This window comes from Streptomyces sp. NPDC051684 (genome assembly GCF_044453445.1).
GTDB lineage: Bacteria > Actinomycetota > Actinomycetes > Streptomycetales > Streptomycetaceae > Streptomyces.
The window spans coordinates 156,953-182,155 of sequence record NZ_JBITCS010000016.1 but is presented as its reverse complement, the minus strand read 5'-3'; the positions used below and the strand labels follow the sequence as shown (position 1 = coordinate 182,155).

24 protein-coding genes are annotated in these 25,203 nt (G+C 71.4%); 14 read left to right on the top strand and 10 right to left on the bottom strand.

The genetic code is table 11. The features are described from left to right. Positions 1 to 21 precede the first annotated feature (21 nt). The 3 genes from serC to ACIA8D_RS21010 all read left to right on the top strand — a co-directional run bounded on the left by serC (position 22) and on the right by ACIA8D_RS21010 (position 2,534). A complete protein-coding gene (gene serC / locus ACIA8D_RS21020; RefSeq protein ID WP_399234220.1) occupies positions 22 to 1,140 on the top strand; it encodes a phosphoserine transaminase in 1,119 nt (372 codons plus the stop codon). A gap of 178 nt (positions 1,141 to 1,318) precedes the next feature. Continuing rightward, on the top strand, positions 1,319 to 2,092 hold the full coding sequence (locus ACIA8D_RS21015; protein ID WP_399234218.1) for a TetR/AcrR family transcriptional regulator: 774 nt from the start codon (positions 1,319 to 1,321) through the stop codon (positions 2,090 to 2,092). Positions 2,093 to 2,123: 31 nt separating this feature from the next. Beyond that, the gene (locus ACIA8D_RS21010) at positions 2,124 to 2,534 is read left to right on the top strand and encodes a PPOX class F420-dependent oxidoreductase (RefSeq protein ID WP_399234216.1); all 411 of its coding nucleotides are present in this window, start codon (positions 2,124 to 2,126) and stop codon (positions 2,532 to 2,534) included. Between the two features lies 1 nt (position 2,535). Here ACIA8D_RS21010 and ACIA8D_RS21005 read toward each other — a convergent pair whose 3' ends face one another. Then, positions 2,536 to 3,528, bottom strand: a complete 993-nt coding sequence (locus tag ACIA8D_RS21005) for a WD40 repeat domain-containing protein (protein WP_399234215.1) — start codon at positions 3,526 to 3,528, stop codon at positions 2,536 to 2,538. Positions 3,529 to 3,597: 69 nt separating this feature from the next. On the opposite strand from ACIA8D_RS21005, the gene ACIA8D_RS21000 reads away from it, so the two are divergent. Continuing rightward, the gene (locus ACIA8D_RS21000; RefSeq protein WP_399234259.1) at positions 3,598 to 4,272 is read left to right on the top strand and encodes an SGNH/GDSL hydrolase family protein; all 675 of its coding nucleotides are present in this window, start codon (positions 3,598 to 3,600) and stop codon (positions 4,270 to 4,272) included. A 39-nt stretch (positions 4,273 to 4,311) separates the two neighbouring features. Beyond that, complete coding sequence (locus ACIA8D_RS20995; protein WP_399234213.1) at positions 4,312 to 5,301, top strand: aldo/keto reductase; 990 nt, start codon at positions 4,312 to 4,314, stop codon at positions 5,299 to 5,301. Positions 5,302 to 5,435: 134 nt separating this feature from the next. Here ACIA8D_RS20995 and thpR read toward each other — a convergent pair whose 3' ends face one another. From thpR to ACIA8D_RS20980, 3 genes are all read right to left on the bottom strand, one after another. Then, a complete protein-coding gene (thpR, locus tag ACIA8D_RS20990) occupies positions 5,436 to 5,831 on the bottom strand; it encodes an RNA 2',3'-cyclic phosphodiesterase (protein WP_399234212.1) in 396 nt (131 codons plus the stop codon). Positions 5,832 to 6,157: 326 nt separating this feature from the next. Continuing rightward, entirely contained in the window at positions 6,158 to 7,501 is a 1,344-nt protein-coding gene (locus ACIA8D_RS20985) for an MFS transporter (protein ID WP_399234210.1), read from the bottom strand. Between the two features lie 86 nt (positions 7,502 to 7,587). After that, positions 7,588 to 8,025 (bottom strand): MarR family winged helix-turn-helix transcriptional regulator, encoded by a 438-nt coding sequence (locus tag ACIA8D_RS20980; RefSeq protein WP_385769628.1) that lies wholly within the window; start codon positions 8,023 to 8,025, stop codon positions 7,588 to 7,590. Positions 8,026 to 8,201: 176 nt separating this feature from the next. On the opposite strand from ACIA8D_RS20980, the gene ACIA8D_RS20975 reads away from it, so the two are divergent. Continuing rightward, a complete protein-coding gene (locus ACIA8D_RS20975; RefSeq protein ID WP_266712647.1) occupies positions 8,202 to 8,390 on the top strand; it encodes a ribbon-helix-helix protein, CopG family in 189 nt (62 codons plus the stop codon). A gap of 37 nt (positions 8,391 to 8,427) precedes the next feature. Here ACIA8D_RS20975 and ACIA8D_RS20970 read toward each other — a convergent pair whose 3' ends face one another. After that, positions 8,428 to 9,882, bottom strand: a complete 1,455-nt coding sequence (locus tag ACIA8D_RS20970; protein ID WP_399234207.1) for an NCS2 family permease — start codon at positions 9,880 to 9,882, stop codon at positions 8,428 to 8,430. Between the two features lie 239 nt (positions 9,883 to 10,121). Here ACIA8D_RS20970 and ACIA8D_RS20965 point away from each other — a divergent pair, with 239 nt between their 5' ends. Continuing rightward, positions 10,122 to 10,406 (top strand): DUF2530 domain-containing protein, encoded by a 285-nt coding sequence (locus ACIA8D_RS20965; RefSeq protein WP_399234206.1) that lies wholly within the window; start codon positions 10,122 to 10,124, stop codon positions 10,404 to 10,406. 30 nt (positions 10,407 to 10,436) lie between these two features. After that, positions 10,437 to 12,860, top strand: coding sequence for an HAD-IC family P-type ATPase (locus ACIA8D_RS20960; RefSeq protein WP_399234204.1), 2,424 nt, complete (start codon positions 10,437 to 10,439; stop codon positions 12,858 to 12,860). A 360-nt stretch (positions 12,861 to 13,220) separates the two neighbouring features. Here the strand turns inward: ACIA8D_RS20960 and ACIA8D_RS20955 are convergent, their stop codons facing one another. Both ACIA8D_RS20955 and ACIA8D_RS20950 read right to left on the bottom strand, forming a co-directional pair. Beyond that, positions 13,221 to 16,547 carry a sacsin N-terminal ATP-binding-like domain-containing protein gene (locus ACIA8D_RS20955; RefSeq protein ID WP_399234202.1) on the bottom strand — a complete coding sequence of 1,109 codons (3,327 nt, stop codon included), beginning with the start codon at positions 16,545 to 16,547 and terminating at the stop codon, positions 13,221 to 13,223. A 167-nt stretch (positions 16,548 to 16,714) separates the two neighbouring features. Next, a complete protein-coding gene (locus ACIA8D_RS20950) occupies positions 16,715 to 17,644 on the bottom strand; it encodes a DUF3027 domain-containing protein (RefSeq protein WP_399234200.1) in 930 nt (309 codons plus the stop codon). 303 nt (positions 17,645 to 17,947) lie between these two features. Here ACIA8D_RS20950 and ACIA8D_RS20945 point away from each other — a divergent pair, with 303 nt between their 5' ends. From ACIA8D_RS20945 to ACIA8D_RS20930, 4 genes are all read left to right on the top strand, one after another. Next, entirely contained in the window at positions 17,948 to 19,354 is a 1,407-nt protein-coding gene (locus ACIA8D_RS20945; RefSeq protein ID WP_399234198.1) for an MFS transporter, read from the top strand. A gap of 65 nt (positions 19,355 to 19,419) precedes the next feature. Continuing rightward, complete coding sequence (locus ACIA8D_RS20940) at positions 19,420 to 19,896, top strand: DUF2771 domain-containing protein (RefSeq protein ID WP_399234196.1); 477 nt, start codon at positions 19,420 to 19,422, stop codon at positions 19,894 to 19,896. After that, entirely contained in the window at positions 19,866 to 20,564 is a 699-nt protein-coding gene (locus tag ACIA8D_RS20935; protein ID WP_399234194.1) for a futalosine hydrolase, read from the top strand. The genes ACIA8D_RS20940 and ACIA8D_RS20935 overlap by 31 nt, the downstream gene beginning before the upstream one ends. Next, positions 20,561 to 21,433, top strand: coding sequence for a 1,4-dihydroxy-6-naphthoate synthase (locus ACIA8D_RS20930; RefSeq protein WP_399234192.1), 873 nt, complete (start codon positions 20,561 to 20,563; stop codon positions 21,431 to 21,433). Before ACIA8D_RS20935 ends, ACIA8D_RS20930 begins: the two co-directional genes overlap by 4 nt. A 16-nt stretch (positions 21,434 to 21,449) precedes the next feature. On the opposite strand, the gene ACIA8D_RS20925 is transcribed toward ACIA8D_RS20930, so the two are convergent. Beyond that, positions 21,450 to 21,833: a cold-shock protein gene (locus ACIA8D_RS20925; RefSeq protein WP_385769608.1), complete on the bottom strand. Its 384-nt coding sequence runs from the start codon at positions 21,831 to 21,833 to the stop codon at positions 21,450 to 21,452. Between the two features lie 206 nt (positions 21,834 to 22,039). Between ACIA8D_RS20925 and ACIA8D_RS20920 the strand changes: the two genes are divergently transcribed. Continuing rightward, a complete protein-coding gene (locus ACIA8D_RS20920) occupies positions 22,040 to 22,300 on the top strand; it encodes a hypothetical protein (protein ID WP_399234190.1) in 261 nt (86 codons plus the stop codon). On the opposite strand, the gene ACIA8D_RS20915 is transcribed toward ACIA8D_RS20920, so the two are convergent. Further along, positions 22,279 to 22,929: an HAD family hydrolase gene (locus tag ACIA8D_RS20915; protein WP_399234188.1), complete on the bottom strand. Its 651-nt coding sequence runs from the start codon at positions 22,927 to 22,929 to the stop codon at positions 22,279 to 22,281. The genes ACIA8D_RS20920 and ACIA8D_RS20915 overlap by 22 nt on opposite strands. 97 nt (positions 22,930 to 23,026) lie before the next feature. Between ACIA8D_RS20915 and ACIA8D_RS20910 the strand changes: the two genes are divergently transcribed. Beyond that, positions 23,027 to 23,995 (top strand): iron-siderophore ABC transporter substrate-binding protein, encoded by a 969-nt coding sequence (locus tag ACIA8D_RS20910; protein ID WP_399234187.1) that lies wholly within the window; start codon positions 23,027 to 23,029, stop codon positions 23,993 to 23,995. Between the two features lie 9 nt (positions 23,996 to 24,004). Here the strand turns inward: ACIA8D_RS20910 and ACIA8D_RS20905 are convergent, their stop codons facing one another. Then, a complete protein-coding gene (locus ACIA8D_RS20905; RefSeq protein ID WP_399234185.1) occupies positions 24,005 to 25,096 on the bottom strand; it encodes a hypothetical protein in 1,092 nt (363 codons plus the stop codon). Between the last annotated feature and the right edge of the window lie 107 nt (positions 25,097 to 25,203).

The following is a 25,203-nucleotide window of genomic DNA, read 5'->3' as shown; positions in this document are numbered from 1 at the left end:
CCACCGACTACCCTCCATTTCGTGGCTGAGATCCAGATTCCCGCTGACATCAAGCCCGCCGACGGACGTTTCGGCGCTGGCCCCTCCAAGGTGCGTACGGAGGCGTTGGACGCCCTGGCCGCCACCGGCACCTCCCTCATGGGCACCTCGCACCGCCAGGCGCCCGTGAAGAACCTCGTCGGTCGCGTACGCGACGGCGTCAAGGACCTCTTCTCCCTCCCCGAGGGCTACGAGGTCGTCCTGGGCAACGGCGGCTCCACCGCGTTCTGGGACGTGGCGACGCACGGCCTGATCGAGAACAAGTCGCAGCACCTCAACTTCGGCGAGTTCTCCTCCAAGTTCGCCAAGGCCGCCAAGCTCGCCCCCTGGCTCGCCGAGCCGACCGTGATCTCCTCCGACCCGGGTACGCACCCGGAGCCGGTGGCCGAGGCCGGTGTCGACGTCTACGGCCTGACCCACAACGAGACCTCCACCGGTGTCGCCGCGCCGATCAAGCGCGTGGCCGGTGCTGACGAGGGCGCGCTCGTCCTCGTGGACGCCACCTCCGGCGCCGGCGGCCTGCCCGTCGACGTCTCCGAGACGGACGTCTACTACTTCGCCCCGCAGAAGTCCTTCGCCTCCGACGGCGGCCTGTGGATCGGCATCTTCTCCCCGGCCGCGATCGAGCGCGCCGAGCGCGTCCACGCGTCCGGCCGCCACGTCCCGGAGTTCTTCTCCCTGCCGACGGCGATCGACAACTCCCGCAAGAACCAGACGTACAACACCCCCGCGCTCTCCACGCTCTTCCTGCTCGCCGAGCAACTGGACTGGATCAACGGTCAGGGTGGCCTCGCCTGGTCCACGGCCCGTACGAAGGACTCGTCCTCGCGGCTGTACTCCTGGGCCGAGGAGTCGAAGCACGCGACGCCGTTCGTCACGGATGCCGCGAAGCGGTCGCAGGTCATCGGCACGATCGACTTCGACGACAGCATCGATGCCGCCGCCGTCGCCAAGGTGTTGCGTGCCAACGGGATCGTCGACACGGAGCCGTACCGGAAGCTCGGTCGCAACCAGCTGCGCGTCGCGATGTTCCCGGCCATCGATCCGGCCGACGTCCAGGCCCTCACGGCCTGCATCGACCACGTCATCGGCCACCTCTGACCCACCCGGCGTGACGGCCACGGGGCTCCGCCCCGGCCCCCGCGCCTCAATCGCCGGCGGGGCTTGATAAAACCAAGCCCCGCCGGCGATCGGGCATTTCCGGAGCAAACTGAGTACACCGTACCCAAATGAGAGTACACCGTACCCAGTTTTTCGCCAGAGGTTTACGCTGAGCCCCATGACCAGCGGCACCCAGGGCACGAACAGCAGCGCCGAGACCTCCGGCAGCGGCGACATCCGGCGCAGCGCGGAGCTGCTGTGGGGCACGGGGGCCCGGCCGAGCCGGGGTCCCAAGCCCGCACTCTCGCTCGACCGGATCGTCGAGGTCGAGGTCGCGGACGCGGAGGGGATCGGCGCCGTCTCGATGCGCCGGCTCGCCACCGACCTGGGCACCGGCACCATGTCGCTGTACCGGTACGTGCCGGGCAAGGCCGAGCTGCTCGACCTGATGCTGGACCGGGTGCAGACCCCGCACGAGGACCCGGTCGCGCTCGGCGACGGGACGTGGCGGGACGCCGTGGCCACGATGGCCCGCGAGACCCTCGCCCTCTACCAGCGCCACCCCTGGCTGCTCCAGGTCAACCAGGCCCGTCCCGTGATCGGCCCCGGCGCGCTGGCCTCGATGGAGAAGATGCTGGCCCGCATCAAGCCGATGGGCCTCACCGACCCGGAGCTGCTCTCCGTCCTGATCATGGTCGACGGGTACGTGTCCGGGGTCGCGCGCACCCGCGTCTACGAGCAGGAGGCGGAGACGTCCACGGGCATGACGGACGCCGCGTTCTGGGAGGCACAGCGGCCCTCCCTGGAAGCCGCCATGGCCACGGGCGCGTACCCGGTGATGGCGTCGCTGTCCGAGGACACGTTCGCCCCCGGCTTCGACCACTTCGAGTTCGGGCTCCAGCGGATCCTGGACGGGCTCGACGTGCTCGTCGCGGCGCGCGCGAAGAGATGACAGAACGCCCCGCCGGTGCGTCCATGGACGTATGACGACTCACAAACCCGATCCGAGCCCCGCGCTCGCCCCGTTCGTCAAGCAGTACGCCGTCCTGCTCACCAGTCACAAGAAGGACGGCACCGGCGTCGGCACGCCTGTGAACATCGCGGTCGAGGGCGACCACGCGTACTTCCGGACCTTCGGCAAGGCCTGGAAGGTCAAGCGGATGCGCAACAACCCCGAGGTGGAGATCGCGCCGTCCACGGTGCGCGGCGCGCCGACCGGTCCCGCGATCAAGGGGCGGGTCCGGCTGCTCGACCAGGACAGCGAGGAGAACCGGCACGCGGCCTCGCTGATCCGTCACAAGTACCCGGTCCTGCACGGGTTCACGGTGCCGCTCACGCACAAGGTGCGGCGGGACCGGACACTGCACTACGAAGTGCGGGTGCTGGGCGAGTAGTTCAGCGGTTCTTCGGGCGGCGCAGCAGCCTTCCGATGCCGAACAGCAGGATGAGGACGGCGGCGGCGCCCACCGCGCCGGCCTTCCCGGTGAAGGGGCTGCCGCCCTCGTCGCCGCCCGAACCGCCTTGATCGGACGACGAGTTGGAGCCGTCGCCCGCCTCGCCCTCGACCTCCACGGGTTCCACTTCGCTGCCCTGCCCCTCGCTCCCGTACAGCAGGGTCCTCCCGTCCAGGGTGTACGTGACCGACTCGCCCTGCGGCTGCATCGGCACGCTCAACCGGCCCTGGCGCTCCGGCTTCCCGTCGTTCCACTTGTAGGAGATGCCGCCGAAGTAGCCGCGTACGGCGAGCTGTTTCCCGTCGGGCGAGAACGCGGCGTCCGTCGCCCACAGGTCGATGTCGGCGATGCGGCTGAAGGTGTTGGTGGCGGAGGGGTTCAGCGCCGCCGGGCCCTCGTACAGGCCGCCGCCGTCGTCGCCCTTCTCGACGATGTAGACGCGGCCGGTCTTCGGATGGACCATCAGCGCCTCGGCGTTGCGCGGACCGTCGGCGTACTTCACGTCGTACTGGGTGGCCCGCACCGTCTGGTCGGTGAGCTTCTTCGGCTCGGGCAGCTTGTAGATCCACACGTGGTCCCACTTGCCGCCGAGGTTGTCCCCGATGTCGCCCACGTAGATGTTGCCGTCGGAGCCGACGGAGATCGCCTCGACGTCGCGCGGGGAGCCGATGCCGGACATCGTGATCGTGGCGACCGTCCTGCCCGTCCGGCCGTCGATCGCGAACAGGTACGCGCCGTCGTCGCTGTCGTTGTGCGTCCAGTAGACGCCGGGGTGGGCCCGCGAGGCGGCCAGGCCACTGGACTCCGTGATCCGCGGGTCCTTGATCGTGAACCCGTCGGAGCCGACGGAGCGGGAGTCGGCGACCGCGGGACCGGAAGCCGCGCCGAGAAGGAGGACTGCGGCGACCCCGGCCGCCCCCAGATACGCACGCATGCCCCCCAGCTTGCCAGGCGTGTTGGGGCTCACACGCACGTACCCGGCATGATCGACGATGATGAGCGGATGCTCAGGTTCATGCCGGTCGGCGACTCGATGACCATTGGGAGCGCCGGGGAGCACACCTGGCGCCTGCGTTTCTGGCAGCATCTGCGCGCCCACTCGACCGCACACACGCTGGTCGGCCCCCGCACCGCCCTGCACGGCGACAGCCACGCGTACGCGGAACCGGACTTCCCGCAGCACCACCTCGCCGGCTGGGGCGAGGGCTGGCAGCACATGGCGCCCGCGATCGCCGAGGCGGTGACCGCGGCCCGCGCCGACGTCCTGCTCGTCTCGCTCGGCCTGATAGACCTCGGCTTCTACACCGACGCCGAGCAGACGGCGGCCAACACGCGCCGCTTCGTCGCCGAGGCCCGCCGCGCCAACCCGGCCGTCCGCATGGTCCTGCTCCCGGTGATCCCCAACGTCCGGGCGGAGACGGACGCCCCCTTCGCCGCCGAGGTCGCCCACTTCAACACCCTTCTGGCGAAGGCTGTCGCGGACCTCGACGAGCCCCGCTCGCCCCTCCTCCTGGCCTCCGTCCCCGACGCGTACGACATCCACCACGACACGTACGACGGCACCCACCCGAACGCCTCCGGCGAGCACAAACTCGCGTCGGCGTTCGCGGACGCGCTGCATCAGGCGTGGGGAATCGGCGGTCCTTACGAAGCGTTGGTCCCGCGCACGCTTGCCTAGAGCGCACTCCACGTCCTTGGCTATGGAGCCATGGCAGACATGAAGTACACACAGCTCGGACGCACGGGGCTCAAGGTCAGCCGGCTCGTCCTCGGCACCATGAACTTCGGTCCGCAGACCGACGAGCCCGCCAGCCACGCCATCATGGACGCGGCGCAGACCAGCGGCATCAACTACTTCGACACCGCGAACGTCTACGGCTGGGGCGAGAACAAGGGCCGCACCGAGGAAATCATCGGCACCTGGTTCGCCCAGGGCGGCGGCCGGCGCGACAAGACGGTCCTGGCCACCAAGGTCTTCGGGAACATGGGCGGCGACGGCCCGGTCTGGCCGAACCACGACCACCTCAGCGCGGTGAACATCCGGCGCGCCGTCGACGCGTCGCTCAAGCGGCTGCAGACCGACTACATCGACATCTACCAGTTCCACCACATCGACCGCCGCACTCCCTTCGAGGAGATCTGGCAGGCGATCGACGTACTGATCCAGCAGGGCAAGATCCTTTACGCCGGGTCCTCCAACTTCCCCGGCTACAAGATCGCCCAGGCCAACGAACTGGCCAAGGCGCACGGCCGCGTCGGCCTCGTCAGCGAGCAGTGCCTCTACAACCTCGCCGAGCGCCGCGCCGAGATGGAGGTCATCCCGGCCGCGCAGGACTACGGCCTGGGCGTCATCCCGTGGTCGCCGCTGCACGGCGGGCTGCTCGGCGGCGTGCTCAAGAAGGAGAGCGAGGGCAAGCGCAGGGCCGCGGGCCGCTCCGCCTCCGCGCTGGAGAACACGAAGGTGCGCGAGCAGGTCCAGCGGTACGAGGACCTGCTGGACAAGCACGGCATCGAGCCCGGTGAGGCGGCGCTCGCCTGGCTGCTCACCCGGCCCGGCGTCACGGGCCCGATCGTCGGCCCGCGCACGCAGGAGCAGCTGGACTCGGCGCTGCGCGCGGTCGAGCTCGAGCTGAGCGAGGAGGTGCTGTCCGGCCTGGACGAGATCTTCCCGGGTCCGGGTCCGTCGCCTGAGGCCTTCGCCTGGTAGCCGGTCCCGCCGGTACGCGGCGGCCTTCGGTCGACTACTGGCCGACGGCCGCCGCGACAGCCACGACGAAGAACATCAGCACGAGCACACCGGCCATGATCCGGTTTCGGGTCTTCGGGTCCACGTCAACGAGCCTAACGCGTGCCCGCGAACTCCCATCCGGCGACCTTCTCGTAGCGCGGCCGCTCCCCCGGCAGCCCGCTCTTGCGGCCCGCCGCCTCCGCGCGCTCGGCGAGCCTGCACAGCGCCGCCACGTCGCCGCTCACGCCCGTCCACAGAGCCCGCCCACCGAAGTGCCCGCCCCGGCCGAGCGCCAGCGTGAACGCCTCCGTGTGCGCCGCCGCCCGCGCGAGCCGGCGATTCAGCTCTGGAACGGTGTCCTCCGGTACGTCCCCGTAGAACGCGAGCGTGAGGTGCCAACCGCTCCGCTCGGTCCACCGGATCCCGTCGCCGGGCGGCAACGTGTCGACCGCGCGGCCCAGTTCGTCCAGGGCCGCGTCCGGCGGCAGCACAGCTGCGAAGAGTCTCACCGTCCCAGTCTCGCCCGTATCAAGCGGCCCCGGCACCCTTCGCGCAGCTTGGGCCATTCAAGCCCCCTGGGCGTCGAGCAGCAGGCGCGGCCGATTCAAGCCCCTGCGGCGATTGAGCAGCGGGGTCTGGGGCAGCGCCCCAGGACCGCAACCGCGGCGCCGTGCGCGACGCCTCGGGGCTCTGCCCCGGACCCCGCGCCTCAATCGCCGGCGGGGCTTGATTCGAGCGCCTCAATCGCCGGCGGGGCTTGATTCGAGCGCCTCAATCGCCGGCGGGGCTTGAGAAGCCGAAAGCGGCTTGAGGCGCGGGAAAGGGACCGAGCGCGTCAGGCCGCCGCCGCCAGCTCCCGCGGAACGAACTGCACATGGCGTTCGCCGCGCCGCAGGTCCACCTTCAGGCGGAGGTTGGCCGCACGGGCCAGCATCAGCCCGACGCCGACCGCGGCCGCCGCACAGATCACCCCGGCGAGGGCAAAGCTGACCCGGACCCCGAACTCGTCCGCGAGCCAGCCGAAGAGCGGCCCGCCCAGCGGCGTACCCCCGGTGAACACCATCATGAACAGCGACATCACCCGGCCCCGCATCTCCGGATCCGTACCCATCTGAACCGTGGAGTTCGCGGTCACGTTCACCGTCAGACCGAGGATGCCGAGCAGCACGATCAGCGGGGCGAACGCCCAGACGCCCGGCGCCCACGCGGCCAGGACCTCCAGGACACCGAAGCCGATCGCCGCGCCGACCAGGACCCGCAGCCGGGTCGAACGGCGCCGCGCCGCGAGCAGCGCACCGGCCAGCGAGCCGACGGCCATGAGCGTGTTGAACAGGCCGTACTGGCCGACCCCGCCGTGGAACACGTCGTCCGCGTACGCGCTCAGCCAGATCGGGAAGTTGAAGCCGAAGGTGCCGACGAACCCGACGAGGACAATCGGCCAGATCAGCTCGGGGTGCTGCGAGACGTAGCGCAGGCCCTCCTTGAGCTGGCCCTTGCCGCGCGGGGCGCGCTTCGTCTCGTGCAGCTCGTGCGTGCGCATGAGCATGAGCCCGGTGAGCGGGGCGAGGAAGGACAGGCCGTTGGCGAGGAACGCCCAGCCGGGGCCGACGGCGGCGGTCAGCGCGGAGGCGACGGCCGGGCCGATGAGGCGGGCGGACTGGAAGTTCGCGGAGTTGAGGGAGACCGCGTTGCGGACCTGGTCGGGGCCGACCATCTCGGACACGAACGACTGCCGGGTCGGGTTGTCGACGACCGTGACGAGTCCCGTGAAGAAGGCCGCGAGGTAGACGTGCCACACCTGGACGTTGCCCGTGAGGGTCAGCGCCGCGAGGAAGAGCCCGGACAGGCTCATCGCGCCCTGCGTGCAGAACAGCAGGTTGCGCTTGGCGAAGCGGTCGGCGATCACACCGCCGTACAGGCCGAACAGCAGCATCGGCAGGAACTGCATCGCCGTCGTGATGCCGACGGCCGCGGAGGATCCCGTGAGGGAGAGCACCAGCCAGTCCTGGGTGATGCGGGCCATCCAGGTGCCGGTGTTGGAGACGACGGCCCCGGTCGCGAACAGCCGGTAGTTGCGTACCTTCAGGCTGGCGAACATCGAGGGCTTGCGTGGTGGGCGGGCGTTCGGGTTGTGGGCGGCTGGTGCGGGGGCGGAGTCTGCTCCGGATCCCGTACTCAAAGTGGGTTCGCCTCCTCGGCGGTCGTCGGTCCCCAGAGGGGCTCACAGGTGGGGCTCAGCGGTCGTGGGCTCAGGGGTCGTGGGGCTCAGAGGTGCGCGAGCTTCTCCAGGACGGGCGCGGCCGCGCGGAGCTTGGCCCACTCGTCCTCGTCGAGCCCCTCGGTGAGGCCCGCCAGCCAGGCGTTCCGCTTGCGGCGGCTCTCCGCGAGCATGGTCTCGGCCTGCTCGGTGGAGGTGACGACCTTCTGCCGGCGGTCCTCGGGGTGGGGTTCGAGCCGGACCAGCCCCTTGGCCTCCAGGAGCGCGACGATTCTGGTCATCGACGGCGGCTGCACATGCTCCTTCCGGGCCAGCTCACCCGGTGTCGCGGAGCCGCATCCGGCGAGGGTGCCGAGCACCGACATCTCGGTGGGGCTCAGCGATTCGTCGACCCGCTGGTGCTTGAGCCGACGCGACAGGCGCATCACTGCGGAACGCAGGGAGTTCACGGCGGCTGCGTCGTCGCCATGGGAGAGGTCTGGCATGTTCGTTAGCGTAACTCATTACTATGCCTAACGACCACCCGGCGCACGGCACGCGTCCGTGATCCCCACCACCTCTTCACTCGGGACGGGAGTGCAGAAAAGTTTCATCACCCATACGAGTGAGCCGGACGCGGAAAGTGACGCAACGGGTTGCGGAGCCCGGCGACCCTGTCCGTATGGGATCGACAGTGCTCAGTCTGCGGATCGACGGTGAGCTGCTCGACCGGCTCAAAGTGCATGCCGCGAAAAGAGGAATGAGCGTCCAGGACTATGTGGTCCGGACGCTCATTCGGGACGACTTCGACGAACGCTTCAAGACCGCCGTCGAGGAGACGGAGCGGTTCTACGGAGACGTGACGACGTAAGGCGCTACTGCGTAAGGCGTTGCTGCGCAAGGCGCGACTACGTGAGACCGAGGGCCGGCATCAGGTAGTAGAAGACGAACACCGCGGAGACGGCGTACATCGCGGCCGGCACATCCTTGGCGCGGCCCGCGACCACGCGCAGCACCGTGAAGCTGATGAAGCCCATGCCGATGCCGTTCGTGATCGAGTACGTGAACGGCATCATCAGCATCGTGATGAACGCGGGGATGGCGATCGTCCAGTCGTCCCAGTCGATCTCACGGATTCCACCGGCCAGGATCATGAAGCCGACCGCGACGAGCGCGGGGGTGGCCGCCTGGGACGGAACCATCGTGACGACAGGCGTGAGGAACAGCGCGACCACGAACAACAGACCGGTGACCATGTTGGCGAGGCCCGTACGGGCGCCCTCGCCGACACCGGCCGTGGACTCCACGAAGCAGGTGGTCGCCGAGGACGACGAGGCGCCACCGGCGGCAACGGCGATGCCGTCGATGAAGAGCACCTTGTTCATGCCGGGCATCTGGCCGTTCTCATCGGTCAGATGCGCCTCGTCGCTGATGCCCATGATCGTGCCCATCGCGTCGAAGAAGCACGACAGCAGCACGGTGAAGACGAACAGGATGCCGGTCAGGATGCCGACCTTGTGGAATCCACCGAACAGGCTGAACTGACCGACGAGCGAGAAGTCCGGGCTGGAGACCGGGTTGCCGGGCCACTCGGGCACGGTCAGGCCCCAGGACATCGGGTCGATGTCGGTGAAGGCGTTGATGATCACCGCGACGACCGTCATCACGACGATGGCGAGCAGGATCGCGCCCGGCACCTTGCGCACGAGCAGCGCCAGGGTCAACAGCACGCCGAGCACGAAGACCAGGACCGGCCAGCCGAGCAGGTGGCCGCCGGTACCGAGCTGGAGCGGGACCGTGGTCTGCGCGGCGTCCGGCATGCGCGTCACGAATCCGGAGTCGATGAGGCCGATCAGCATGATGAACAGGCCGATGCCGATCGCGATGCCCTTGCGCAGGCTGTACGGCACGGCGTTCATGACCCGCTCGCGCAGACCGGTGGCAACGAGCAGCATGACGACGAAGCCCGCGAGGACGACCATGCCCATCGCGTCCGGCCAGGACATACGCGGCGCGAGCTGAAGGGCGACGACCGTGTTCACACCGAGGCCCGCCGCGAGCGCGATCGGCACATTGCCGATGACACCCATGAGCAGCGTGGTGAACGCGGCGATCAGTGCGGTCGCCGTGACCAGCTGGCCGTTGTCCAGCTGGTGCCCGTACATGTCCTTCGCGCCACCGAGGACGATCGGGTTCAGCACGATGATGTAGGCCATCGCGAAGAACGTGGCGAGGCCGCCACGGATCTCACGCGGGATGGTCGAGCCGCGTTCGGTGATCTTGAAGTAGCGGTCGAAGCCGTTCTTCGGGGCCGGCGGCGGCGAGTCGTTGACATCGACCGGGGTGGTGGCCGAAGTGGACATGGATGACCTCAGCGGTATTCAGCAGTGAAATGCGGGCGGGGTTCGTGATCGAGTCTGGTCGTCGTGTGGTCGCCGGCGGGTTTCCCCGATGTTCCGCTGGTGTTTCATACGAACATAACTGGCCAGACTCAGGCTGTTTCAGTATGAACATATGAGGCCGAATTTGCTATCTCCGCGCGTAGACCCGTGTGGCGAGGGCCTTGTACCGGGTTGTCGTCGGGTCCTCGTAAGCTGTGCACATGGCGAAGTGGATCCCGAAGCACGAGGCACCCGAACCCCTTGAGGGGCCCGTGGTCGCCACCATCACGGGTGGCACGATCCTCTGGTTCGTCCTCTTCCTCGTGCAGCTGCCGTTCTACGGGTGGTTCCAGGACCGCGGGATCACCTGGTGGGTGTGGTGCTGCCTGGCCGGCGCCGGGCTCGGCCTGATCGGGATCTGGTACGTCCGGGGGCGCGACGCCGCGCTCAAGCGGGCCGCCGCCGCGGCGACCACGGACCGTGAGGTTTCCACACCCGAGGGGTAAACCCCCGAAATCGCCCGTACCGTCGTTTTCATGACGCACATCGACGCGGGAACGGACCTCGATCCGGGCGATCCGGGCGAACCCGTCGCCCCGGCACCGATGCCGTCACGGGCGACCGGCCTCACCCGGGCCGAGGTCGCCGAGAGGGTCGCGCGCGGCGAGGTGAACGACGTACCCGTGCGCAGCTCGCGGTCCGTGACGGAGATCGTGCGCGCCAACGTCTTCACCCGGTTCAACGCGATCATCGGCGTGCTCTGGGTGATCATGCTCTGCGTCGCGCCGATCCAGGACAGCCTCTTCGGGTTCGTGATCCTGGCCAACACCGGCATCGGCATCATCCAGGAGTGGCGGGCGAAGCAGACCCTGGACTCGCTCGCGGTGATCGGCGAGGCCCGGCCGACGGTGCGGCGCGACGGGAACGCCGTCGCCGTCCCCACCTCCGAGATCGTGCTCGGCGACCTCATCGAGATCGGCCCCGGCGACAAGATCGTCGTGGACGGGAGCTGCGCGGAGGCCGACGGCCTGGAGATCGACGAGTCGCTCCTGACCGGCGAGGCCGACCCCGTCGTCAAGCAGCCCGGCGACGAGGTCATGTCGGGCTCCTTCGTGGTCGCGGGCGGCGGCGCGTTCACCGCGACGAAGGTCGGGCGTGAGGCGTACGCGGCGCAGCTCGCCGAGGAGGCCAGCCGGTTCACTCTCGTCCACTCCGAGCTGCGCTCCGGCATCTCCACGATCCTCAAGTACGTCCAGTGGATGATGATCCCGACCGCGCTCGGCCTGATCATCAGCCAGCTCGTCGTCAAGGACAACGACCTCAAGGACTCGATCGCCCGCACCGTCGGCGGCATCGTCCCGATGGTCCCCGAGGGCCTGGTGCTGCTCACCTCCGTCGCCTTCGCGATCGGGGTGATCCGGCTCGGCCGCCAGCAGTGCCTGGTGCAGGAACTCCCCGCGATCGAGGGCCTGGCCCGCGTCGACACGGTCTGCCTCGACAAGACGGGCACGCTCACGGAGGGCGGCATGGACGTCCACGAGCTGCGGCTGCTCGGCGACGGTGACAGTCCAGGCGACGAGGCGTACGTACGCAAAGTGCTCGGCGCGCTCGGCGAGTCCGATCCGCGGCCCAACGCCTCCCTCCAGGCGATCATCGACGCCTACCCGGACAGCGAGGACTGGCGCTGCACCGAGGCCCTGCCGTTTTCCTCCGCGCGCAAGTACAGCGGCGCCGCGTTCAGCGAGGGCAACGGGACGGGCAGCGCGTGGCTGCTCGGGGCGCCCGACGTGCTGCTGCCCGCGGACGACCCCGCGCTCGCGGCGACCGAGGAGCTCAACCTGCGCGGGCTTCGGGTGCTGCTGCTCGCCCGCGCACCCGAGGGCCTCGAAGGCGCGGGCGTCGTGGAGAGCGCCGAACCGACCGCCCTCGTCGTCCTCGAACAACGCCTGCGCCCCGACGCCGGGGACACCCTCCACTACTTCGCCGAGCAGGACGTACGGACCAAGGTCATCTCCGGTGACAACGCGGTGTCGGTGGGGGCCGTCGCCGCGAAGCTGGGCCTCGAAGGGCAGACCGTCGACGCCCGGGAGCTGCCCAAGGACCCGGAGGAGCTGGCCGACGCGCTCGACGACGGCACGGTGTTCGGGCGGGTGACGCCGCAGCAGAAGCGCGACATGGTCGGCGCGCTCCAGGCGCACGGGCACACGGTCGCGATGACCGGCGACGGCGTCAACGACGTCCTCGCGCTGAAGGACGCCGACATCGGCGTATCGATGGGCTCGGGCTCCGAGGCCACGCGGGCCGTCGCGCAGATCGTCCTGTTGAACAACTCCTTCGCGACGCTGCCCTCAGTGGTCGCGGAGGGCCGCCGGGTCATCGGCAACATCACGCGCGTGGCCACCCTCTTCCTCGTGAAGACGGTCTACTCGGTGATCCTCGCGCTGCTCGTGGTCTGCTTCCAGGTGGAATACCCCTTCCTGCCACGGCACTTGACGCTCCTCTCCACCCTGACGATCGGCGTCCCGGCGTTCTTCCTCGCCCTCGCGCCCAACAAGGAGCGGGCCCGGCCCAACTTCGTACGGAGGGTGATGCGGTACGCGATTCCCGGCGGGGGTGTCGCCGGGATCGCCACGTTCGTGATGTACCTGGTCGCGCGGCACTATTACGCGGGGTCGGGGGCGCTGGCAGCGGAGACCAGTTCGGCGACGCTGACGCTCTTCCTGATCTCGATGTGGGTGCTTGCGATCATCGCCCGGCCGTACACGTGGTGGCGGGTGGGGCTTGTCGCGGCGATGGGGTTCGGTTTCCTGCTGGTTCTTGTGGTGCCGTGGTTGCAGGACTTCTTCGCGTTGCGGTTGGTGGGGTCTGTGATGCCGTGGACTGCCGTCGGGGTGGCGGTCGTTGCGGCGGGGGTGTTGGAGTTCTTGTGGCGGTGGGTCGGGCGCAGGTTTCCGGCGTGAGTGTGTTACGGCCTCGGGGCTCCGCCCCGGACCCCGCGCCTCAATCGCCGGCGGGGCTTGATTTTGCCCACCCGCCGCTGGGGCTTGGTTTTCCACGCCCCAGCGGGGGTTGGGGTTCTCAAGCCCGGCGGGAGTTGGGGTCTCAAGCCCGGCGGGGGGTGGGGTTCTCAAGCCCGGCGGGAGTTGGGGTCTCAAGCCCGGCGGGGGGTGGGGTTCTCAAGCCCGGCGGGAGTTGGGGTTCTCAAGCCCGGCGGGGGTTGGGTTTTAAGGCCCGGCGGGGGTCGGGTTCTTAAGCCCCTGCGGCGATTGAGCAGCGGGGTCCGGGGCGGAGCCCCGGGACCGCAACGCCGGTGCCGGGGACTAGTCGAACCACCTGTCCCGCGCGAGCTCACCCGTGCGGGACGGGTCCTCCAGGAGGGCCGCCACCTCGAACCGGCGGGGCCACTGGCCGGACGCCCACGCGAGGCCCGCCGCGACACCCTCCAACGTCGCCGCGTGCACGACCCCGTCGGCGCTGCGGCACCAGTCCACCTCGACGTCGGAGACGTACAGCTCCTCATGCTCGACGTACGAGGCCGGGGTCGCGGCCCCGAGGAGGACGCGCACGGAATCGGGCACGTCGTGGACGTCGCCGCCCTCCACCGACCCGACGCCCAGGACCTCGCTCAGGCGCCGCACCTGGAACAGCTCGGCGAGGTGCGCGGCCTTCGACGGAGTGACCGGGAGGAGCGCGCGGCCCTCGGTGAGCGGGATCAGGTCGGGCGCGTCCGCGACGAACGCGGCACTGGCGTCGACGACCACGACCTCCCCGTCCCGGACGGCACGCAGCTCCTCGGGCAGGGTGACCTGCTCGGGGTCGAGGTCGGCCAACCTGCCGTAGAGGGCGTGGAGTTGAGCGGCGTCGACCGGACGGTCGGGGTCGGCGAGCCGGTCGAGGAGTTCGGCGGCGCCGCCGGGCTCGTCGAGCAGGGCTGCGACCGAGGTGCGCACGCCGAGGGCGCGCAGCACCTGTTCGTCGTCGAAACCGGCGGCGTCGGCGGGCTCGTACAGGCCGACGAGCAGCGGATCCCCGCCCTCGGCGCGCAGACCGGCCGGGCGGCGGCCGTCGAGGACCGGGCTGCCGCGCAGCCACCAGGCCGTGTACGGGCGGACGAGCTCGTGCGTGCCGTCGGGCAGCAGCACCCGGACCGGCTGGGTGAGGGCGTCCCGCAGCGGCGGCTGCGCGAGCAGGGCCAGCGCCTGAGGCCAGCGCTCCTCGTCGACCAGGTCCAGGTCCCGTACGGCGATCAGTTCGGTGGCGACCGGCGGGACGGGGGTGTCGGGCAGCCCGTCGAGGGCGTCCTCGCACCACACGTCGACGGCGTCGAGCAGCCCCGCGTCGTCCGGCTCGGGGAAGTCGCCCTCGCGCGGGTCGAGTTCGTCGGGGTCGAGGACGACGTCGGTGGCGCGGACGAGCGCGAAGGTCGCGAGGACGCCGCACGCGGCGAGCGGCTCCCGCCCCCAGCGTTCGGACAGTTCGCCGTCCACGTAAGGGAGTTCGTCCGCACGGAGCACGGACGCGATCGGGCTGCCGGGAAGCAACAGCTCGGCGGCCGGGGCGAGTTCGCCCTCGTCGTCGGGAAGGGCGAGGGCGCCGAGCCACGGTTCGTCGCCGACGTCCAGGTGCGCGTCGCGTACGAGGGTGAGGACGACGTCGGCCAACTCCTCGGCGTCCAGCGTGGTTTCGTCGTCCCAGGCGGACGCCTCGTCGTCGAGGGACGCGGCGACCGCGGCGCGCACCTGTGGGGTCCGCAGGACGGCCCGCGGGGTGGCGGGCAGGGCGCCCAGCTTCTCCAGCAACGGATGGGCGGCGTCGGCGTGCGCGACCTTCAGGCCGAGCCGGGCGAGCGCCTCGCCGGGGATCGTGGAGGCCTCGGCGGTCGGGAGCAGCACCTGGCGCGGGCCGATGACGGTGCGGCCGCCCGCGAGCGGCACGGGCAGCCCGCTGAGCCGGTCCGGATCGACGCCGGCCAGCGACTCGTACAGCCGCCGCCACCAGCCGGGCTCCTTCTCGAGACCGGCGAGCCGGTCGACGGCCTCGGTCAGCGGCACCCGGGCGACGCCGAGCGTCCGCAGCTCCACGCGGCGCTCAAGTCCTGCGGGCAGCAGGCTCGGCAGCACGTCGGCGAGGACCCGCACGGTGTCGGCGCCCGCGCCCTCGACGACCTCGGCGTCGCGCGGCTTCAGCGAGATCGGCCGGTCGTCGTCCTCGTCGCCCGGCTCGATCGCCGGGGGCAGGAACGCGGTGCGCGGCAGCCGCTCCAGGACGGCGGCGCGCAGGGCCCCGTCCAGCTCGCTCCTGCCGAGCGGTCCCGGCACGAGGTCGAGGATGCCGGGGCCCACGGGGCGCCATCCGGCGAGCAGTTCGGTGTACGCGTCGGCCGCGCGCTCGGTGAGGAAGTCGGTGAGCGGGCCCGGGGCGACGTGCCGCCGCGCCGTGTCCAGCGGGTACGTGGCGATGAGCAGGGCCGGGACGCCGAGCGGCTCGTCGCTGGGGGTGGGCGCGTACAGCACGGGTTCGCTGCGCGGCCTCTGCGGCGCGCCGTCCGCGTCGACCGGGACGGCCCAGGTCACGGCCCAGTTCGGCCGCAGCCGCTCCTCTACGGGCCGGTCGGCGAGGAGGGGGGCGTCGAGGGTGCCGGTGCGGGTGAGGATGCGGTAGCGCGTGGCGGGGGCCGTCGCATCGGCGCGCGGTGCCGGGGGCCGCCTTGCCCACCCTGCCTTCCCCAAGCTCTCCGACAAGCTCCGAGCAGGGGAGACCCCATTGGGCAGCAGATTGTCCAAGGCGGGGTCGGCACTCTCTTGCCCGTGCGGCGGGTGGGCATTTTCAAGCCCCTGCGGCGATTGAGCAGCGGGGTCCGGGTCGGAGCCCCGAGGCGTCAACCCCGTGTCGGCGATCACGACGTAGGGCGCCTCATCCGTGCGACGCAGAGTCCTCGTACCCGCATCCGTCGAGATCACGACCTCCGCCAACCCCGGCAGGGCAAGCAGAAGCGTGTCGTCCACCCCGTCCAACAACCGCGCGGCCAACGCCTCCGCCGCGGCATCCCGCAACGGAAGGATGACCACCGTGTCGTACGGCTCCGGGGCGGAGCCCTCCGCCGCGAACGGCAGCCTCAGCAGCGGCACATGACCGTCCCGGCGGCGCAGCTCGTCGCCGAGGTCCGGGCTGCGCAGCGCCGTGTCCGACGCGGCGAGCCGCGCGTCCGTCAGGGACCAGCGCACACCCCCGCTCCGGCCCACCACCGCGGGCTCGTCGGAGACGGCGAGCACGGCCGCGAAGCCGACGCCGAACCGGCCCACCGCGCCGCTCGTGTCCTCGCGCTTCGCGGAGGCGCGGAGCGTGGACAGCGACTCGACGCCCGCCGCGTCCAGCGGGGCGCCGGTGTTGGCGGCGGCGAGCACGCCGTCCTTCAGGGTGAGGGCGAGGCGGCCCTCGACGCCGGCCCGGGCAGCGGCGTCCGCGGCGTTCTGGGCGAGTTCTACGACGAGGCGGTCGCGGTAGCCGCCGAGTGCGAGGTCCTCCTCGGCGTTGGCGTCCTCCCGGAAGCGGGCGGCGCTGCCGGCCCAGGCGCCGAGGACGGCGTGGCGCAGCCGCGCGGTGCCGAACGGGTCGACGCCCTCCGGGGCGGGTCTGCTGACGCTCACGGGTGACTCCTCTGGGGCGGGTGGGCGTGATCGGCCGAACCGTATCGCGCAGGGTTCCCCGTCCTGCCGCGAGCATGCGGCGGCACCGGCGTTGCGCCCCGGGGCTCCGCCCCGGACCCCGCGCCTCAATCGCCGGCGGGGCTTGATTTGCCCACCCGCCGCAGGGCCTACGAGTGACCCAGGTCCTCGTCGCCATCGCCGGAGGCCACCGCTCCGACCGAACCCGCGTCCGCGTCCGGGCGCAGGGCCAGGACGTCCACCACCGTCTCGTCGATCACCGGCGGCGCCGGCCGCGGGGCCTTGGGCATGACGGCCGCCTCGGAGTGTCCGCCGCAGCCGTACGACAGGGAGACCACCCGGCCGTCCGCGGGGGCGAACTCGTTGGCGCAGACGCCGAAGGCCTGGCCGAGGGATCCGCCGATGGGGGCGAGGAAGCCGCAGGTGCCGCAGGAGGCGGGGGCCGCCTGTGCCATGGGGGTCTTCGCGCCGAAGGAGTCCTCCCAGCGGTCGGCCGCGACATGCAGCCCGTACCGGGAGAGCACCCGCGCCCGGCGCATGCCGAGCTCCTCGGCGACGGCCGCGATCGAGCCGCGGGACGGCGCGACCGGCAGCGCCGCCACGGGTCCCTCGGTGACCTCGGCGTCCTCCGCCTCGACGAGCTCCGCCATGTCCTCGGACACGGGAGAGTTCGGCGGCGGCACGTCGTCGCCGGTGTAGCCGGGCTCCAGGCGCAGATCGTCGGCCTCGGTCGGCAGCAGATCGCCGGGCCCGAGGTCGCCGGGGCGCAGCCGCTCGCTCCACGGCACCCACTCGGGTGCGAGGAGGGCGTCGGGGCCGGGCAGCAGCACGACCTCGTCGAGCGTGACGTACTTGGCGCGGGAGGCGCGGGCCACGGTGGCGGCCCAGCGCCAACCCCGGTAGCCGAACTCCTTGCACTCGAAGAGGTGCGTGACGACGCGGTCGCCCTCGACCACCGTCTCGACGTGCTCGCCCACCACACCGGGTGCGGCAGCCTCCTCGGCCGCGGCCCGGGCGATGTCCACCGCCTCGGCGCACAGGCGGTCCGGGGTGCGGCTTCGCGTTGTCGCTGCGCTCACAGGTATCGCTTCTCTCCTACGCCGTCTCACGAGTGCGCCGTCCTGTGTGCGGGAGCGCGGACGGAGCGGACCGGAGGGCCGCGTCGACGTCCGCGCCCGAGCGTTCCGGGCGCACCTACGCCATCCATTCTGCGGGATGGCCGAGAGGCGCGCGGCCGAGAACAACCGCCGCGGGCGCGCTACGCACGCTACCTCCTCTGACGCCCTGCGCCCACACCGACGTACGAGCCGCACCTGGCCGGAAAGCCGACCGGCGTGTCCATATCGGCACTAGTTCGCCCGAACAAGGGGCACCATTGCTGCGTGGCTGCCGGTAGGTCGTCGTTCAAGTCGTCGTCGGGTGCGTCGTCGAGCGCGTCGGACGCGCCGAGCCGCCTTCGCAGAATCGGCCGCGCCCTGCACCTGCCTTTCACCGGCACCGCACGCGGCATCCGCAAGGCGACGCACGCGCACGGCGCGGGCGAGTCGGGGCTCGGGAAACTGATCGAGCTGCACGCGCTGAACGGCGCGGGCGACGTCATGATCACGGTCGCCCTGGCCTCTACGGTGTTCTTCTCCGTGCCGACGGACGAGGCGCGCGGCCGGGTCGCCCTGTACCTGGCGATCACCATGGCGCCGTTCACGCTCCTCGCGCCCGTCATCGGGCCGCTGCTCGACCGGGTGCCGCACGGGCGGCGCGCCGCGATGGCCGCGTCGATGCTGGCACGGGCACTGCTCGCCCTCGTACTCGCGGGCGCCGTGGCGGGCGGCGGGCTCCAGCTGTATCCGGCGGCGCTCGGCGTCCTCGTCGCGTCGAAGGCGTACGGGGTGGTGCGCTCGGCGGTCGTGCCGCGGCTGCTACCGCCCCGCTTCTCGCTGGTGAAGGCGAACTCGCGGGTCACGCTCGGCGGGCTCCTCGCCACGGGCGCGGCGGCCCCCGTCGGGGCGGGTCTCCAGGCGATCGGCCCGCGCTGGCCGCTGTACGGGGCCTTCGTGCTGTACGTGTGCGGGATCTTCCTGTCGTACTCGATGCCGCACAAGGTGGACTCGGCGCGGGGCGAGAGCAAGGCGCTGCTCGTGGCGGACAAGGAGCATCTGCACGGGCCGGCCCGGACCAAGGCGCGCAGGCCGGGCCTTCGGACGGTCGGCCCGGCCGTCACCCATGCCCTCGCCGCGAACGCCACGCTGCGCTGTCTGTCCGGGTTCCTGATCTTCTACCTGGCGTTCCTGCTGCGCGAGCATCCGCTGACCGGGCAGAGCGCGGCCGTCTCGCTCGGGCTCGTGGGCGTGTCGGCGGGGGCGGGGAACGCGCTGGGCACGGCGGTCGGGGCGTGGCTGAAGGCGCGGGCCCCCGAGGTCATCATCGTGACGGTGCTCGCGGTGGTGCTCGGGGTGGCCGTCCTGTCCGCCGTCTTCTTCAGCGCGCTCATGACGGCGTGTCTGGGCGCGGTCGCCGGGTTCGCGCAGGCGCTGGCCAAGCTGTCCCTCGACGCGACGATCCAGCGGGACGTCCCGGAGGCGGTGCGCACGTCGGCGTTCGCACGCTCGGAGACCTTGCTGCAGATGGCGTGGGTGGTCGGCGGGGCGATCGGGCTCGCGCTGCCGCTGAACGGGGTGCTCGGTCTGTGTGTCGCGGCCGCCATCGTGGCGGCGGGCTGGCTCTCCACGGTCCGCGGCCTGCTGGCGTCCGCGCGGCACTCGGGGCCGTCCGGCCGGGCACGAGTGGCGTAGGGCGCAAACGCGACACCAGCTCCCCCACTCGGAGCGGGAGCGGCGGGGCCAGATAGCCTTCCGCCATGACCTCCCAGCGTTTCGCCCAGCGCCACCGCCGCGCCGTTGCCGCCGTCGGTGTTGTCGGCGCCGGACTGCTCGTCCTCTCCGCCTGCGACAAGCCGACTCCGCTGGCCACCGTCACGGTGGACCGCAACTCGGTGAACTCTGAGGCCAGCTGCTACAACGACGGCGATCCCCTGAAGCCGACCGCTCTCCAGGGCTGCCTGAAGGACAAGGGCGCCAAGTCCATCAAGGTGGACCCGGACGCCACGGTCCGCTTCGGCGTCGACCCGGAGATCGCGGACAAGGGCTGGACGCTCCTGATGAACGGCCAGCCGCTCACGGACGCCAGCAAGAAGACGTACCGCACCGTTCCGGGCAGCGTCTTCTTCAACCAGCAGTACGGCGCCTCCGGTTCCGCGACCACCGTCACGATCCTGTCGGGCGGCAACTCCAAGGCGTACGGCCTGTGGTCGTTCAAGCTCGAGAAGGACAGCTGACGAATACCGCAGCCCCCGCACACGTACTGATCGCCACCGCCGTCCCGGCCGAACGGGACGCGGTGGCGGGCGCGCTGCACGATCACCCCTCGCTCGATGTCGTGGCGGTCGGGGTCGGCCCCGCCGCGGCGGCCGCCGGCACCGCGACCGCGCTCACCAGGGCCGAACTCGCGGGCACCCCGTACACGCTGGTCGTCTCGGCCGGCATCGGCGGCGGCTTCACGGCGGCGCCCGGCGCGGTCCTGATCGCGGACGCGATCACCGTCGCCGACCTGGGCGCCGAGACCGCCGAGGGCTTCGTCCCCGTCACCGAACTCGGCTTCGGCACCGTCACCCACACGCCACCGGAATCCCTCGTGCGGGACCTCGCGTCGGCCGCCGCCGCCACGGTCGGCACCGTGCTCACCGTCTCCACGGTCACCGGCACCGCCGACCGCGCCGCGCTGCTCGCGCAGCGCCACCCGGGCGCCGTGGCCGAGGCGATGGAGGGCTTCGGGGTCGCCGAGGCCGCCGCCGCGCACGGCGTGCCGACGGCCGAGATACGCGCCGTCTCCAACGCCGTCGGCCCCCGCGACCGCGACGCCTGGCGCATCGGTGACGCGCTCGCCGCGCTGGCCTCCGCCTTCGGGAAGACCGCGCCCGTACTGGAGAGTTGGAAGAACACATGACCGACACCGCAGCGGGGGCCGAGACCGCCCGCATCGCCTTCTCGCCCTGCCCGAACGACACGTTCGTCTTCGACGCCTGGGCCCACGGCCGCGTCCCCGGCGCCCCCGCGCTCGACGTGACCTTCGCCGACATCGACATCACCAACGGCGTCGCCGAACGCCGCGAGGACGCGTACGAACTCCTCAAGGTGTCGTACGCGGTCCTGCCGTACGTCCTCGACGACTACGCGCTGCTGCCGTGCGGCGGCGCGCTCGGGCGCGGCTGCGGCCCGCTGGTGCTGACCCGCGAGGCGGGCGTGGACCTGTCCGACAAGCGCGTCGCGGTGCCGAGCGAGACCTCGACCGCGTACCTGCTGTTCCGGCTGTGGGCGGCCGATGTCGTCCCCGGCGGCGGGGTCGGCGAGATCGTCGTCATGCCGTTCCACGAGATCATGCCCGCCGTGCGCGACGGCAAGATCGACGCCGGGCTCGTCATCCACGAGGCCCGCTTCACGTACCAGAACTACGGCCTGCACAAGCTCGCCGACATGGGCGAGCACTGGGAGGCCACGACGGGCCTGCCGATCCCGCTCGGCGCGATCATCGCCCGCCGCGACCTGGGCGCCGAGAAGCTGCGCTCCTACGCGGACGCCGTGCGCACGTCGGTCCGGATGGCCTGGGAGGACCCCGAGGCCAGCCGCCCGTACGTCATGGATCACGCGCAGGAGATGGACCCGGCCGTCGCCGACCAGCACATCGGCCTGTACGTCAACGAGTTCACGGCCGACCTCGGCGAGGACGGCTACGCGGCGATCCGCGGTCTGCTGACACGCGCTGCCGCCGAGGGGCTGGTCCCGGCGCTCGGCCCGGACGCGCTGTCCTTCCCGTAGCGCGTCGGACGTCGCGTCAGACGTCCAGTTGGTCCGCCACCGCCCGGAGCAGGCCGGCGATCTTCTTGCCCGCCGTCTTCTCCGGGTACCGGCCGCGCTCCAGCATCGGCGTGATGTTCTCGAGCAGCGTCGTCAGGTCCTGGACGATCGACGCCAGTTCGTCCGGCTTGCGGCGCTGCGCCGCCGCGATCGAGGGCGTCGGGTCGAGGATGGTGACCGAGAGCGCCTGGTCACCGCGCTGTCCTGCGACCACACCGAACTCGACGCGCTGGCCGGGCTTGAGGGCGTCGACGCCTGCGGGAAGTACGGAGGAATGCACGAAGACGTCACCGCCGTCGTCGCGGGAGAGGAAGCCGAAGCCCTTCTCGCTGTTGAACCACTTGACCTTGCCGGTAGGCACGTGAAGTCCTCGTCCTCGTACTAGAAGAAATCGCTGGATAAAGCGGCTGGATAGCAGGACAGCGGGCCGTGGTCCGACCCGCCGTCACCAAGACTATTGGTCTCGGGCCCGGTGACAAGATGTCGCCCGAGGGTTCGCCCGCCGGTCTCCGCCCGTCCGTCCTAGGCCCGTGTTTGTCTCTCTGCGCTGGGAACTACCCTGGTGGGGTGCGCGACAAAACCCAAGCCAATTCCGCGGTGGCCGAGACCGGTCCCGGCGACGGCCTCGTGAAAGCCGGCGGCATCGTCTTCGTCGTAGGAGCGATCGCCACCCTCGTCACGGTGGCGCCGCTGTTCCTCCACACCGACCCGTTCCCGCCGATCTCCTACGCGGTGTGCATGCTGATGGGCGTCGGGTTCATCGTCGCCGCGGCAGGCGTCCTGCGGGGCATCGCCGCGCAGCGCCGTCAGGCACGCTCCGCCACGTAACCCGCCAGCCAGGCCGGGAACCCGGTCAGGTCGTCGAGCACCACGTCGGCGCCCGCCTCCCGCAGTTCGGCGGCGTCGCACGGTCCCGTCGTCACGCCCACCGACAGCGCCCGCGCGGTGCGCGCGCCACGGACGTCGCCGACATGGTCGCCGACGTAGACGCTCGCACCGTGCTCGAGCAGCGCCCGGCCCTTGCCCTCGGCCCACAGGTCGCCGATGACGGCGTCCGCGTCGATGCCGAGGTGCGCCAGGTGCAGCTTGGCGTTCGGCTCGTACTTCGCGGTGACGACGATCGCCCGGCCGCCCGCCGCGTGCACGGCGGCGATGGTCTCGCGCACACCCGGCATCGGCAGCGTCGGCTCGATGGCGTATGTGGGATACATCTCACGGTAGCGGTCGGCCATGGCCGGGATCCGCTCCGGCGGGCACCAGTACGCCAACTCCTCGGTCAGCGGCGGCCCCAGGCGCGAGACGATCAGATCCGCGTCGATCCGCATCCCCGTCTCCTCGGACAGCGCGACCCAGGTGGCGCGGATGCCGGGCCGGGAGTCGATCAGCGTCATGTCGAGGTCGAAGCCGACGGTCGGGCCGGTGGGGCCGGCGGACGTGGGGTCTGCGTGGGGAGCCATGGGGCCCATTCTGCCTCTCCGGCCCCAGCTCCCCCGAAGCCGATCGTCGACGGGGACGGCTTCCCCACAGGCGATCCCAGGGGCACCATGGGCGCCCATGAACCACACCCGCCCCGCCCTCGGTGCCGCGCTCGCCCTCTCCCTCGCGCTCGCCCTCTCCGCCTGCGGCTCGGACGACGACGACAGCGCCGCCAAACCCGCCGCCAAGGCCTCCGGCAGCCACACGGTCGACACCGCCATGGGCGGCGTCAAGGTCAAGAACGGTCCCGAGCGCGTGGTCGTCCTGAACGCCGCCGGGCTCGACTCGGCGATCACCCTCGGCATACGCCCCGTGGGCGCCACCGGGTCGGGCGCCGAGCAGCCCTTCCTCTCCTACCTGCCCGCGGCGAAGACCAAGGGCATCACCGAGGTCGGCGAGCGGAACAGCCCCGACCTCAAGAAGATCGCCGGGCTGAAGCCCGACCTGATCATCGGCGACAAGGCCCACGACGGCCGGCGCTACAAGCAGCTCACCGCCATCGCGCCCACCGTCCTCACCGGGGCCGCCGACGACGCGTGGAAGCGGAACTTCCGCGTACACGCCGACGCGCTCGGCGAGAAGACGCGGGCGCGGGAGGTCGCGGCCACGTACAAGAAGCACGTCGCCGCCGTCACCAAGGCCGTCGGCGGGGCGGGCGCGGCGGCGCGGACCGAGGTCAACGTCGTCCGGTTCGTCGCGGGCTCCGACATCCGCATCTTCGGCGGGCGGACCCCCGCCGCCACGGTCCTGTCCGACGTGGGCCTCGGCCGCCCCGCGATCACCAGGCAGGCCAGGGGCGGACTCTCGTACGACGTGGGGCCCGAGCGGATCGGGCAGGCGGACGCGGACGCGATCTTCACGTCGACGTACGGGAACGCGGGCCTGGCCAAGGTCGCGGAGGCCACCACGAGCGGGCAGTGGCGCGGCATCAGGGCGGTGCGGGACAGCCGGGTCTACAACGTCAGCGACGAGCTGTGGGCCCAGGGCGTCGGCTACACGGCGGCCGAGCAGATCCTCTCCGAGGTGCGGTCGGATCTGGGGGTTTGAGGGCCGGCTCTAGAGCCTGGGGGAACGTGCCCGCCAGACCAGGTAGAGCGCGGAGGCGAACGCCGCGCACCGCAGCACCCACGGCCATGTCTCGTCGAGCGCGCCGCTGAACCGGCCGTCGGCTATCGGATCGCCCCACCGGCCGTCGCCGCGCCCCCACAACCAGACGATGCCGCCGAGCACGGCGACTGCCGGCAGGCCGAACACCGCCCACTTCTTCTGGCCCAGGGTCAGCTGCCGGGACAGGTAGACGACGGCCCAGCCGATCAACAGCACGAGGACGTTGCCGAGGACGGCGCCGACGACCAGGGCGACGGCGGCGAGCAGCAGGAAGGGCTGGGTGAAGGAGCGGCCGAAGGAGGCGCGGGGGGTGCGGGGGCCGCGGCGGGGCCGGATCAGGCGGCGGGCCCAGGAGGAGCCGGGGGCCGCGCCGTCGTCGACGCCGCCGTCCTCGTCCTCGTCTCCGTCGTCCGCGTCGTCCGCGTACTGCTCCTTGGTCCTGGCCGGTTCGGGGATGGGGCGCTTGCGGAGGTCGGGGCCGCGGTCGGCTCCCGGCGGCTTGAGTATGTCCGGGATCTCGATGCCTCCGACGAATCCCGGTACGTCGTCGACCTCGGCGCCCGGTACGCCGCTGCCTCCGGCGCGCCACCAGTCGGCGGTCTCGATCGTGCCCAGTTCGTCGGTGCCGGCGAGGTGGACGGGGGCGGGGCCGTCGTCGGCGTCCACGGGTGGCTCGTCCGGAACGGCCTTGCGGCGTACGCGGGGTGCACGAGAGGCGCGGGGAGCGCGGGTCTTCGGCACGATCCGGCCGAGGGTTCCCTTGCCCTGGTCGGGCTCGTCGCCGCCCGAGTCGCCGAAGTCATAGGTGCCGTCGCCGTCCTTCGCGCCGGCGACGATCTGGTCCGGGGTCCCGATCCGGCCGATCAACCTCCGTACGGCGGCGGGGCTTTCGGCACCGCCCGCCGCGCGGCGCCGGTCGATCTCGGTGCGGAGGTCCGCGACGAGGCGCATGCGGGCCGACGACGGCAGTTGCCGCGACTGGGCCAGGTCTCCGACCTTGCTCAGGTAGTCGAAGACGATCTGATCACTCTCGATCCCCACGAAGTCCCCTCCGGGGTGGCGCTGTTGACGTTCCGACGGTATCGCGAATGCATTCGGCGGACCGCTTCCCGGTCCCTGGTGGTCGCGGGTGGGGTGGGGGCGGTGGG

Coding starts and splice junctions, on each gene's coding strand:
- ACIA8D_RS21015 (WP_399234218.1), top strand. CDS start 1,319: ATGACCAGCGGCACCCAGGGCACGAACAGCAGCGCCGAGACCTCCGGC.
- ACIA8D_RS21010 (WP_399234216.1), top strand. CDS start 2,124: ATGACGACTCACAAACCCGATCCGAGCCCCGCGCTCGCCCCGTTCGTC.
- ACIA8D_RS21005 (WP_399234215.1), bottom strand. CDS start 3,528: ATGCGTGCGTATCTGGGGGCGGCCGGGGTCGCCGCAGTCCTCCTTCTC.
- ACIA8D_RS21000 (WP_399234259.1), top strand. CDS start 3,598: ATGCTCAGGTTCATGCCGGTCGGCGACTCGATGACCATTGGGAGCGCC.
- ACIA8D_RS20995 (WP_399234213.1), top strand. CDS start 4,312: ATGAAGTACACACAGCTCGGACGCACGGGGCTCAAGGTCAGCCGGCTC.
- ACIA8D_RS20980 (WP_385769628.1), bottom strand. CDS start 8,025: ATGCCAGACCTCTCCCATGGCGACGACGCAGCCGCCGTGAACTCCCTG.
- ACIA8D_RS20975 (WP_266712647.1), top strand. CDS start 8,202: ATGGGATCGACAGTGCTCAGTCTGCGGATCGACGGTGAGCTGCTCGAC.
- ACIA8D_RS20970 (WP_399234207.1), bottom strand. CDS start 9,882: ATGTCCACTTCGGCCACCACCCCGGTCGATGTCAACGACTCGCCGCCG.
- ACIA8D_RS20965 (WP_399234206.1), top strand. CDS start 10,122: ATGGCGAAGTGGATCCCGAAGCACGAGGCACCCGAACCCCTTGAGGGG.
- ACIA8D_RS20960 (WP_399234204.1), top strand. CDS start 10,437: ATGACGCACATCGACGCGGGAACGGACCTCGATCCGGGCGATCCGGGC.
- ACIA8D_RS20940 (WP_399234196.1), top strand. CDS start 19,420: ATGACCTCCCAGCGTTTCGCCCAGCGCCACCGCCGCGCCGTTGCCGCC.
- ACIA8D_RS20930 (WP_399234192.1), top strand. CDS start 20,561: ATGACCGACACCGCAGCGGGGGCCGAGACCGCCCGCATCGCCTTCTCG.
- ACIA8D_RS20915 (WP_399234188.1), bottom strand. CDS start 22,929: ATGGCTCCCCACGCAGACCCCACGTCCGCCGGCCCCACCGGCCCGACC.
- ACIA8D_RS20910 (WP_399234187.1), top strand. CDS start 23,027: ATGAACCACACCCGCCCCGCCCTCGGTGCCGCGCTCGCCCTCTCCCTC.